Origin of the sequence: Streptomyces sp. NPDC051740, assembly GCF_044453165.1 — a bacterium.
GTDB lineage: Bacteria > Actinomycetota > Actinomycetes > Streptomycetales > Streptomycetaceae > Streptomyces > Streptomyces atrovirens.
Genome location: NZ_JBITCL010000011.1, coordinates 255,065 through 266,228, shown reverse-complemented (window position 1 = coordinate 266,228; position 11,164 = coordinate 255,065). Strand labels below are relative to the sequence as shown.

10 protein-coding genes and 1 pseudogene are annotated in these 11,164 nt (G+C 66.6%); all 11 read right to left on the bottom strand.

All coding sequences use genetic code 11. The annotated features are described in order from the left end of the window. Positions 1-352: hypothetical protein (locus ACIA6T_RS20760; protein ID WP_399447923.1), on the bottom strand; the 352-nt coding region annotated here is incomplete at its 3' end. A 396-nt stretch (positions 353-748) separates the two neighbouring features. Next, on the bottom strand, positions 749-1,132 hold the full coding sequence (locus ACIA6T_RS20755) for a ricin-type beta-trefoil lectin domain protein (protein ID WP_398019368.1): 384 nt from the start codon (positions 1,130-1,132) through the stop codon (positions 749-751). A 999-nt stretch (positions 1,133-2,131) separates the two neighbouring features. Continuing rightward, positions 2,132-2,491 carry a hypothetical protein gene (locus ACIA6T_RS20750; RefSeq protein ID WP_398019367.1) on the bottom strand — a complete coding sequence of 120 codons (360 nt, stop codon included), beginning with the start codon at positions 2,489-2,491 and terminating at the stop codon, positions 2,132-2,134. Continuing rightward, positions 2,484-2,933 (bottom strand): YbaB/EbfC family nucleoid-associated protein, encoded by a 450-nt coding sequence (locus tag ACIA6T_RS20745; RefSeq protein ID WP_398019372.1) that lies wholly within the window; start codon positions 2,931-2,933, stop codon positions 2,484-2,486. The genes ACIA6T_RS20750 and ACIA6T_RS20745 overlap by 8 nt, the downstream gene beginning before the upstream one ends. Positions 2,934-2,992: 59 nt before the next feature. After that, positions 2,993-5,707 (bottom strand): AAWKG family protein, encoded by a 2,715-nt coding sequence (locus tag ACIA6T_RS20740; RefSeq protein WP_399447922.1) that lies wholly within the window; start codon positions 5,705-5,707, stop codon positions 2,993-2,995. 43 nt (positions 5,708-5,750) lie between these two features. Further along, a complete protein-coding gene (locus tag ACIA6T_RS20735; RefSeq protein WP_399447921.1) occupies positions 5,751-6,221 on the bottom strand; it encodes a type VII secretion system-associated protein in 471 nt (156 codons plus the stop codon). Positions 6,222-6,300: 79 nt separating this feature from the next. Continuing rightward, positions 6,301-6,612, bottom strand: a complete 312-nt coding sequence (locus tag ACIA6T_RS20730; RefSeq protein ID WP_390817566.1) for a WXG100 family type VII secretion target — start codon at positions 6,610-6,612, stop codon at positions 6,301-6,303. Positions 6,613-6,660: 48 nt separating this feature from the next. Next, positions 6,661-7,002, bottom strand: a complete 342-nt coding sequence (locus tag ACIA6T_RS20725) for a hypothetical protein (protein WP_390817565.1) — start codon at positions 7,000-7,002, stop codon at positions 6,661-6,663. Between the two features lie 122 nt (positions 7,003-7,124). Further along, a pseudogene (locus tag ACIA6T_RS20720) lies at positions 7,125-7,928 on the bottom strand (transposase family protein); the annotation flags it as partial. 152 nt (positions 7,929-8,080) lie between these two features. Continuing rightward, positions 8,081-9,580, bottom strand: coding sequence for a type VII secretion protein EccB (eccB, locus tag ACIA6T_RS20715; protein ID WP_398126714.1), 1,500 nt, complete (start codon positions 9,578-9,580; stop codon positions 8,081-8,083). 30 nt (positions 9,581-9,610) lie between these two features. Next, entirely contained in the window at positions 9,611-11,011 is a 1,401-nt protein-coding gene (eccD, locus tag ACIA6T_RS20710; RefSeq protein WP_398019361.1) for a type VII secretion integral membrane protein EccD, read from the bottom strand. Positions 11,012-11,164 lie beyond the last annotated feature (153 nt).

The window sequence follows — 11,164 nt, the reverse complement described above, 5'->3', positions numbered from 1 at the left end:
TGACCTCAGCACTGATCTGCCACTTGCCTTCCATAATGTCGTACGAAGTCTTCACCCGGCCATCGGCAATATCGTCCAACCGCCCCGCGAACTGCTTCAGATACCCCGTACCACCCGAATCCACGAACATGCCCATGGCACGCACATAATCGTTCCCCACCTGCGGCGGCAGCGCCCTCGCAGTACCCGAAACCGTACGCTCAATGACATCCGACAGACCACGGACATCATGAGCCAAGCTCCTGAACGCCGCATGACTGTCACGAGCCAGGTCCTCATTCGCCTGCATCAACCGCTCGCCAATAAGGACGAACAGCATATTGTTCACCAGCGGTGAGACCTGGATTGCCATGAAAAATTCAGTACTTCCTGCTCTTGTTTCCGGTGGAGTTGCCACCCGGCGACCGAAGGCCCGCGGCCAGGCTCCCGGCCCGCGCGGACCGGCTATTCCTCACGTTTTCGCTGGTGCCATCGGCGGTCGCGACGGCCGCCCGCAATCAGCCTCAGACCGCGCTCAACCTCCGCGGCATGCTCTGCGCCGCAGTGCCGATCTCATGAACCTGCCGGATACCGGCCTGGATCCTCGATGTCCAAGTCCGCCAGCTCCGGCACCGCCTCGCTCGACTGCATGAAAGGGCTGGAAAGTCTCAGCTCCGCCTCAGCCCAGGCCAGAGCCTCCTGCGTCGCTTCAAACTCGGCCAAAGCATCGGCCAACTTCTCTCTGCCACAAGCGACGCAACTGGTAGCCTCAGCCGACGCTCCACTTCTGGTTGTCCTGTCCGTTGCAATCCCACAGTTGCAACCGGCTGCCGTTGGCCACCTGCTGCTCCCTCACGTCAACGCACTTGTCAGCCTGCGGATTGACCAGGTCGTGCGAGGAGTTCAGCCGGAACTGCTGGGCGGGATGGCCACTGCATCGGGCCAGTTGAATCACGGCACCGTTGCCCGTCGCCCCCCAGGCGACATCCATACACAGCCCCATGGAACGCACCGTCCCGTCGCCCATGAAACGCCACGTCTGCTGTGCCGCTCCGCTACAGCCCCAGATCTGCAACGGCGTACCGTCACCCCCACCGTCCGTGACATCGATGCACTGGCCCGAGTGGTGGCTGCGGATGGAAACACCGGGCACACCGGAGGACTTCCTGGACGACTTGGACTTACCCAGAGTCTGAGCCGCGCTGGGCCGCGGCGACGGCTTCGGATCCTCACCCACCGTGGGCCGCGGCAACGGCTTCGGATTCTTACCCGCCGACGCAGGGCCACTGCCCCCCACCTCACGGGCTACAGGTGTCCCGGCAGTGCTTTCCCCTCCCACCCGGGGCCCACCAGCATCCCCTTGCCCAGCGGGACTCTTGCCCGAACGCGCCTTCTGAGAGGTACTGTTCGCGGTCGGCGACGCTGTCTCGATGGGGCCGACCATGACGCCACCCGCCGGAGACCCCAGCACCGTGCCGGGCATCGCACCAGCAGGAGCCACTCCCTCCTCCTCATCGCCGCTGCTCACCAGGAACGGCACCGCCATCAGAAGAGTTCCCACGATCGCAGCCCCGGCCAGCAGACTCTTGTGCGGCCGCCCAGGCGGGACGTCCGCGGCAGCCTTGTCCGTGCCACCAGCCGTCTCACCTGCCTCTTCCTCCACATCGACCGCTGCAGCAGGCTCCGCTCCCGCCTCACCGCCCTTCCCGGCGGTCGCCGCGACACCTGCCGCTTCCGGCTCCCCGACGACCGGCGACGCCGGCTCCGGACCGGGAGTCCCCTGCTCGGCACTCCCTACGACGGGAAGCACAGTCGTAACGCCTCCGGCCGGGGAAGCCGGCAGCACCGCCGGTGAACCCGCAGCCTCCACCGTCCCCGTTGCCGTGTCTCCTTGCGCCGCTGCCGATTCCCCGGCCTGCGACGGAATGTTCTGGGTGCCCTGAGGCCGTGCTGTGGTCATCGTGTCATTCCTACGGTGCGACGGGATCATACGAACATTGCCCTGGATATGCGGCAGGGGCTCGACACCCGGCGGCACGGTCCGGGAATATCCCCCAGGGCGGAGCACCGGACTCCATGGACGGCCGCCCGCCTCCAAGGACGAACAAACAGATTGTTCACCAGCGGTGGGAATGGGATTGCCGTGCCGGAGTCAGTGCTTCCTGCCGTTGGTTCCAGTGGAGTTGCCGCCCGGCGACCGGAGGATGGCATCCAGGTTCCCGGCCTGCGTGGACCGGATGTTCTTCACGTTCTCGCTGGTGCCATCGGCGATGGCGACGATCGCTTCCACTATCGCCCGCATGGTTTCCGCAGCCGTCACGTTCTCCCTCTGCGCATGCGGCTTTGTCGCTTTGGCGAAACTGTCGTCTTCGCCGGGCCAGCCCGCGGTCGGCTTCAGGCGGTTCTCGAAATTCCGCAGCATGCTCTGCGCCGCCGTGCTGATCTCGTGAACCTGCCGGATACCACCCTGGATCCGGGCCGTATCAGCGGTATAGGCGTTGGCATCAGACATCGTGATCGTCCTCCCCGTCCTCGTTGATCTCGTCACGCAGTCGGCCACTGCCCCTGCGACCGGCCGCCCGCTCCGGTGCCTCCAGGACCGCGGGACCGAAGATCTCGGCCCAGTCGATGTCCACTCCCGCCAGCTCCGACACCGCCGTGCTCGGCTGGGTGAAAGGCTGGAACGTCTCCATCACATGTCGGGACATCTGTGTCCTGGCACGTTCCGCCGCGTCCAGGACGCTCGCGGCAAGCTCCCCCGCCGCCATGCTCCGGTACTTGCCCTCCAGAAACCTCAGTGCTGTGAGCTCGCCCTGGTGACCGACGGTCACCTCCACCGCCCGGTCCCTGGACCGCACGGTGAACGACGCCTCCCTCAGCTCCGCCTCCGCCTTGGCCACCGCCTCCTGGGTCGCTTCGAGCTCGGCCATCGCATCGGCCAGCTTCTTCTCCATCGATGCCGGTTCAGTCACCGGATCCTCCTTCGCCTTGTCGTCCTGTCCGTTGGCCGACGTCACCGGCCGATGACCGCCGGAGCGCCGCCTTCGTCCGCGCCCCAGACGTCCCCGTCCTCGGGCTCCCAACCGGACCGATCCCGGCCGCTCGTCTCCGTCCGCTGGGCACCCTGGGTGCCCTGGCCGCCCGCCGGGAGATAGGACGACGACGTGGTGGTCCGTCCTCTTCTGGCGTAGGCCCTGTCCTCGCCGTCCTCGGCCGTGTCAGCACGCGGCTTCGGCCTGCGCACGGCGGCGCCGTCGCCATCGGTCAACACGTTGCGGACCCGTTCGCTGTTCGACGAGCCACCGCCCCCTCCGGCTCCGCCGGGTCCGCCCATGCCGCCCATGCCCATCGGCATCATGGGCATGCCCGTGCCGCCGCTGCCGCTGCCGCTGCCGCTGCCGCTGCCGGCACCATCCGTTACACCAGCGAGGTCCGGATTCAGAGGAACGGCGCCGCTCGGCAGCCCCGTCTCGGAGGCAAACCCGTTGGGCGGGGGCGCCCCCAACGCGCCTCCGGAATAGGGAGTGCTGTCGTACTCCTCGTACGACAACGTGCCGTCGTCACCGCTCTGGCTGACCGCTGGGTTGAGCTGAGAAGTCGCGAAGTCGTCGGATGTGAAGGAGGAATGGGTCGCGTCCGCCACGGATGCGGCGGCTGGAAGGGTCATGCCGGCCCTTCCCACGCCGGCATCACCATGGAGATCGGTGCTGGTCACCAAGTCGTTCAGACGAGTCAGATCCGGGCGCCAGGCCGAGATCTCGGCATGCGACGGCAGCCCCGTGCTGTCATCGGGCGTGGGGCCAGTGGCCACCGACGGATTCAGAAACTCAGTGATCACCGAGCCGTCGGGGCGGGTCGTCACAGCCTCACCGGACGACGGATCAACCACCATGCTGCTCCCGTCCGGGGACATTGTGGTCAGCTTCCCCTCAGGGTTCAGCGTCGTCGTACTGCCGTCCGGATTCTCGAGCACCACACCCGGGTCAAGAGAGGTGCTGCTTGTCTTCCCGTCCCGCGAGGTCGTGGTCATGGTGCCGGTGGCCGGGTTGAAGACGCTCAGGCCACCGCCCGGGTGCATGGTGGCCAACGACCCGTCGGAGTTGAGGACGGTGGTGCTGCCGTCCGGGTTTCGGAGGCTGCTGTTCGTACCGGCCGGGTCGGAGTTCAGGCTGGAGGCCGAGCCGATTCCGAGCAGGGGGTTCAGCGGCACGATCGTCGGCGTCCCTGCCGAATCCGTGGACCCGCCGCCGGTGCCGATATCATCGAGCCCGGCCTTCGGGCCGTTCGGGCTTTGGGGGAGTTCTCTGGCAAGGCCGTCCGTATTGACGTTGTCGCTTTGGGGGCTGCCGCCCTGCTCACTCCCGAAGTCGTTCAATCCGCTGATCAAGTCGTTGAACGCCTTGCCGAGGCCGTCAAAGCTCTTAGTGAGGGCGTCGTTGGTCTGGCCGAGCTTCTCCTGGGTGAGCTGAGTCTGTTCCTTCTGCCAGGCCTCCGTCAGCGAGGTGCGACTGGTGGTCTCCACCGGCTGAGTGAAGACTGCCGCAGCGTCGAGCCAATGGTTGTTGAGCTTGGCCAGGGCATAACGGGCATAGTATTCGAGTTCATCTTCAACACGCTTGTTCCACCGTTCCACCGCCGCCTCGGCGATCTTCCTGTAGGTGCTGCGTTCCGCGAGGTCTCCGTACTTGGGGTGGACTTGGCTGAAGGCCTCGGTGGTGTGGTACGTAGTCGAAATGCCTGAGCGGCTGTCGTGATGCTCGACCTTGCCTATCTGACTGATGTTGTTCTTCACTACCCAATCCCACACCTCATTCAGCTCTTCCAGCACTGCCCGGTGTGGGTCGTTCTTGCCGTCGGCGGCCCATGCGTTCCATGCGTTCAGGAGCACGTTGACCTGAATCGACAGGTCCAGCTGAGCTCCCGCAAGGGCAGCGGCGAAGCGAGAGCGGGGCCGGTAGCCGTCGAGCGTGGTGTGGGAGGGCTCGTAATCCTTGCCTCCGAACTGATCCACGTAGTCGGCATAGTTCGATCGCACCTGAACGATGAGGTTGTGGAAGACCTGGGCCGCCTTTCCCTTCCACGACGCCTGCTCGTCGCCCAGCGACTTCTCCCATCGCTCCAGCGTGTCACTCTGGCTCACAAAGAAACTTTTCACCCGGTCGAACGCCTGCGCCGTGCGCGTGAACGCCTTGATATCGACAGCATGGACGTCCGCGACCGACAACCCGTTGTAGGCGAAACCCTTGGTGCTCCGATCACCTGTTTGCAACGCCTCGAGCGCCGCTCTGCCTCCGAAGATGTAGCGTTGCGGCGGCCGGTTGTCCCACTGCGCATCCTTCTCAACGACGCTCGTGAACTCGCCGCCCGTCCTTCTGGTCTCGGGCCCCGTGAACAGCACCGCCCTGCCGTTCTCATCGGTGAGCACCCCGATGAACACGATCCGGGCCCGCTGCATCTTCACGTTGTCGCGACCCTTCGCCGTGTAGAAGACCAGGTCGTAATCCTCTCCCTCATGGGTCATCCACCCACTGATCGCCGCATAGTCCTCGGGCATGACCGGTCTCATGACCATGTCCTTGAAGCCCATACGGAAAAGGGGAATGTCGCCTTCGCTCTTGAGTTTGTCGAAGAGCGCGCTCCTCTTCGGCATCATGTAGCCGGTGAGGAGGGAGACGGCCCTCCCCCAGTAGTCATCGGGGTCGGCCTCAAAGGAAGGCTCGGCAGCCACAGCAGCACGCTCCTGGGGTAGGAAGAGGAGGGAGGGACGGCAACTACGCCGCCTTGGAGGTGGAGTTGTCCGAAGCAGGTGTGCCGCTCAGATCGCTGTCGACATCGGAGAAGAGGTCGAGCATCTTCTCCGCACTGATCGCGGTGAGACTCTGGTCCTGATTCTTCTGCAAGACCTTGATCGTCTCCTCCAGGTTTCTGGCGATGTGCTTGAACAGGTTTTGCTCAGCCGCCAGGACATCGACGATCCCCTTGGAAACATCTGCTATCCGGCTGACGAGGGTATTTCCCTTCACCAGCCCACCTTCAGCCGCCATGAGCCCAATGGTCAGATAAGGATTTTCCTGGAGGTGTTTCCCCTCGGGGGTGTGGTACCCCTCTACGAGACTTTTCAGGGCCCGGGTGCCTTCGGGTACGTCCTTTCCGATGTCTACAAGGTCCTTGTTGAAGTCAGCCACTTCGGTGTCGACGAAGGTCTGCAGGTGCGAGGCGTCCAATTGCGTCAGATCGGTCATATCTTTTCTCCTGATGGTTGTTCGCCGTCCGGCCCGGCGGCCGGACGGCGAACAGCTTCGGACCGAAGAATTCAGCGACTCAGCGGCCTATGGTGACCTGGGACCAGAGATCGGCCAGTTGGTTTTCGCTCTGCTTGTAGCTGGATCCGATCTCCGCCAGCAGGCCGGCGTGCGAGGTGAGCAGCCGCTGCATCCCCAGGACCGCCCCGTCCCACTCCCGCTGCCTGTTCTGGTACTCCGTGGCGTCGAGGCCGATCCACGTGTTCTTGAGTGGCTGGAGCTCCGTCTCCAGGCGTTCCACGATTCCGGCGATGAGCTTGGTCTGCTGGGCCATGGAGTCACCGACATCGTTCAGGTGCGTGTAATCGACGTAGATGTAGCCGTCGTCCATCACAAATCTCTTCTCAGTCGTAGGTGTGGCGGGGGCCGAGGAATCGGGTCAGACGTTCTTGAGAGCGTCGAAGACCGCCTGGGAGGTGGCAGAGCCCTGGGCGATGGAGTCCATCGCAGCGGCCTGTGTCCTTGCCTGCGTCTGCCGGCTGCCGCCGAGTTTGTCGATCATGTCCTCGACGTTCCTCTGGACGATCGCGCACTTCTCGTCCCACAACCTCAGCAACTCGCCGTACGCCGCGCCGTCGCCGCCCTTGTACTTGCTCCTGAGGACCTCCTTCAAGGTCTCCACGTGCCGTCGGGACTTCACGATTTCGTTGCGAGCCTGGTTGAGGGACTCGATGCCGTTCTGAGTCAGTCGTGCGTCCGACTGCTGCATGTTGCCTGTCATGGTCCTGTCCCTTGGTGGTTGAGGAGGTACCTGCGGGATGGGGAAGAGAGTAGGGCTGCTCCACTTGAGGGCGTCTTCGGTTGAGGTTTATCTGAGGAACTTTCCTCGGTGAACCTCTTCCATCCTGTGTAGTCGCAGGTCAAGAGGGTGTGGACGGCTTGGACGGTACGGCTGGCGCATCGGGTTGAGCAGCGCGCTCTGCGCAGTGCCCGCCAGGACTTCAGCCGGGCGAAGGCGCGTTCGCCGGGTGCGCGCAGGCGGGCGTGGTCGCGGTTGTGGTGCTGGTAGTGCTCGGGCAGTTCGTGGTGGCGGTAGCAGGGGGTGCGGACGGTGGCGCCGGCACCCTGGTAGGCGCGGTCCGCGAGCACGGGGATCTGCCGGGCCGGGCAGGCTTGGACGATGCGGTGGGCGCGAGCCGCGGTCAGGACATGGGCGCGTCCCGGGGCTGCGTGCGAGAACCGGAGCCGGGTGCCGTCCGGACGGGCGATGACCCGCACGTTCATGCCGTGTCTGCGGTGCTTCATCGAGTGGTACGGCTCGTTTGCAGCGATGCGGTCGATCGGGATCGGCGTGCCGTCCACGATGACGAAGTCGACCTCGCCCGGACCGGTCAGGGCCTCGTGCAGGCCGGGTGCCCACGAGGCGAGAACGTCCAGGACCTCGTCGGCACAGCGTCAGGCAGTTGCCTCTGGGACACCGCAACCGACGCCGAGCTGGGCGAATGTCTCGTTCTTCCGGAGATGGGCCAGGGCGAGCAAGGCCTGTGGGAAGCAGCCCCGTTTCCGCCACGGCGAGTTCGGTTCACACCTTCGGGCGTAGATGAGCCAGGAGCCATGCTCGACCAGCTCGTGAGGAACGTCGAGCATGGCTCGATACGGAACCAACAGGGCCCCTCCGGTCGTCGGCGTGCTGAGTGGAATCACCACGCCGACGACGAGGGGCCCTGCCTCGTCACCGCCCCCACTGACCAGCTCATTTCACCCCTGCAGCACAGGATGAAGGAGGTTCGGTGATCGAACGACCGGGGCTTGCGTCCCTCTGTTCGCACAGCTCGATCGCCGGCGGGCTGCTCTACGGCCTAGCCCGGCTCTCCCGTGGCGTCTTCGCAGGAAGGCCGGGTGCTGGAGGCGGTACGACCCTGTGCGGCGGCGCCCGGGGCCAGGTCCGGTCCGGACCTCAGCATGGAGAGCAGCGGGGAGGGCAGCGCCACCACATCGCCGCTCGCGTATCCCAGCGCCTCGAGTGCGGCCCGGGACGGCACCCGGTACTTCACGCCGTTGTCGGCCACGAGGTACGTCGTGTCGCCCACCGGCGTGCCACCTGCGCCCAGCGCCCTCACCAGGGCACCGTGGCCGGGCCGGACGACGACGTCGTCAACCGGCAGGCAGGCCGGTGCAAACTCCCCGGGGGCGGTCTGGGTGACCGGGGCCAGGGAACTCAGCGGCACCAGCACCATGGTGATGCGTGTGAGGCCGTCGGCCGACTCCCCCCGGGCGCAGGCGGACATTCCCTCCGGCACGGAAACCGCGCGGGGCGGCGATTCGGGCAGCCCCTTGGAGACCGGTGGCGTGTCGGCGGTGCCGGGCGCCAGGTGCTCCCTGAGAATGTCGGCGCTCAGCGGCGCGGCCGTGGGAGAGGCTCCCCCGTAGGCCTTCTCGCGGGTGGCCGGATCACCGAGGACGAGGGCCGCCTCCGTGGCCGTCAGGGGCACCAGGCCTTCCTTCCGCAGTAGGTAGTACTGCTCGGCCGAGCCAGGCGGTTCGGCCAGGTACACCCGTCCCACCGTGCTGCTGCGGCCGGCAAAGGACGGCCCGGCGGCGCCCCGGCCGGGTACGTCGGGTGAGGCCAGGTCCGGTCCGGCGACCAGGGCGTCGAGGAAGGCTGCGGACACCGGCCGCGGTGTCACGGAGCCGTAGCCCAGGGAGACGGCGGCGCCGGAGGCCTTGTCCAGTTCGAGGCGACGCCCCCTCCAGACCAGATAGGTCACCTTGTCCGGGCCGGTCACCAAAAGTCCCTGGTCACCGGAGACCCCCTTGTTCTCCAGGGGGGCGCCCACGACGAGCGTCGTGACCGCGGTCGGTGTCGTGTCCGCGCCGTCCGCGGTGCCGGACACGTTGATGGAGGAGCAGACGTGCCAGGCGCCGTTGTCCAGGTCGTCCGCCGCTGGAACGGATTCAGGGGCGCCGGGGATGCCCACCGGGGCCCCGACCGGGGTTCCCCGCAGCGACGGCGTGCGCACGTCGGTGGTCTTCAGGTCTGCGCCGCCGATGAGTCTGGCCGAGGCGTAGTTGCGTACCGGCCTGAGGCGGCCGTCGATGTACAGGTAGCGGGCTCCGGTGTCCTTGTTGACGATCAGACTCTTCCCGTCCTGCCAGGAGTCGTTCCCGCCCGGCACGATCAGCCCGTAGACGAAAGCGCCCGCGGAGATCAGCACCGCGACGAGCAGGCCGATGAGCACACCACGGGTGGTACGTCCCGTCGGACTTTCGGGAGCATCGGGGTCGGCGAGCAGCATGCCCGCGGTGAGTCTGCCCATGGCGAACGTGTGGGCCTGTACCTGGTCACGCTTGGACTGCATCGGTTCGTGTCCTCCCGGTCCTTGCCTGGTTCAGCCGTTCATCGCCCGGAGGGCGCCGAAGACGCCCAGCACCCAGAGCGTCAGCGGCAGCAGGCTGATGGCCAGGAGCGACTGCAGCAGTTCGGCCGCGCGGCCCCAGTGCGGCGCCATGCGCCTGCCGGGCACGGTCCATGAGGCGACGGCCAGCGCCGCGGCCAGTACCAGCAGCCCTATGACCAGGGCCGGCCGGTCGGCCGGAGCAAGGCTCGCCGCGCTGCCGACGGCCAGCAGGACGGCTCCCCACATGCCCGGCACCACCAGGGCCAGACGCTGCCATACGTTGACCATGCCTCGTCCGTGCAGCAGCAGGAGCAGGGAGAGTGCCGCCGCGGTCAGCGTCTCGGCCAGGCCGGGCGCGTGGGCCAAAGCGACCAGGGCGCCGGCGCAGATGACCCCGGTGGCCGTGTACAGGGCGGTCATCCAGTCGCTGGCCAGTTCGGTCCTGACGGCGACGTCACTGCCACTGTAGGGCTCGATGTCCTCCTGCAACTGCCGGGCGCTGTTGGGCAGAGCGGGCATCCGCATGCCGGCGAGTTTGAAGGACAGCACCGGTATGAAGCTGCCGAAAACGACGACCGCTGCGGCCACCCCCGCGCCGGCACTGTCCACGGGCAGGTGGAAGACGCTCATCAGCGCCCCGGCGGCCGCGGAGAGGATCGCGATCAGCGCTGTGGCGATGAAGAAAGGCGTGTACACGGCCGCCGCCGCGACCGCCAGCACGGCTGCTCCGGCAGCCGCCGCGCCGGCGGCCATCAGCCGGGCGCCGAGCACGTGGTGCGCCTGGGGGCCCGCTATCTCTCCTCCGGGCAGCAGCCAGCCCGCCAACGCCAGGCACGGCGCCGCCAGGATTCCCAGCGTCGCACCGGCTGCCGCATCGCCCACTGCCCGGCTCGCCGAGGCCGCACCCGCGAGGAGCAGCAGACCGGCGACGACGGTGGTCGCGACGCGCAGGGCGAGCGAGCCCGACGGCCAGGCCAGTATTCCCAGGGACGTCAACACACAGACGACCACCGCACAGCGCAGCACACGGCGGCTGCCTTGAGGGTTCCAGCCGTGCAGCCGTTCCCCTGTGACCCCGGCGATCCCGTCGACGAGGTCGTCGAGGCGCACCTCCGGCAGGGCATCGGCTTGGGGACGAAGGTACATTACCTCCCCGTCCTTGAGGTCCAGCGTCTCGAGAGTTGCTTCCTCGTCGAGTGGGGCTCCGCCCAGACGTTGCAGGACCCAGCCGCCGTGTTCCAGGCCGTTTTCCTCCAGGTCGCCGTCCGCGTAACTCAGTACGGTCGGCAGAAGGTCGGCAACCGGCACATCGGCGGGTACAGCCAGGTCTATCGTCTTGGCAGGGGCACGAACGGTGATGTGGCACAGGCCGGCCACAGAGCTCTCAGTCATTGGTGGGGGGCCACGCTTCCCGGGGTTCATCCGCTGGGCTTGGTTCTGAACGCCTGCAGAGTACTGAGACCTCGGGCCGCTCATGGCCCGCTACGCGACTTCCCGTTGATGACCCCGTCCAGGAGCCGTGCGCTCGTTAAGGAGTCAGTAGTT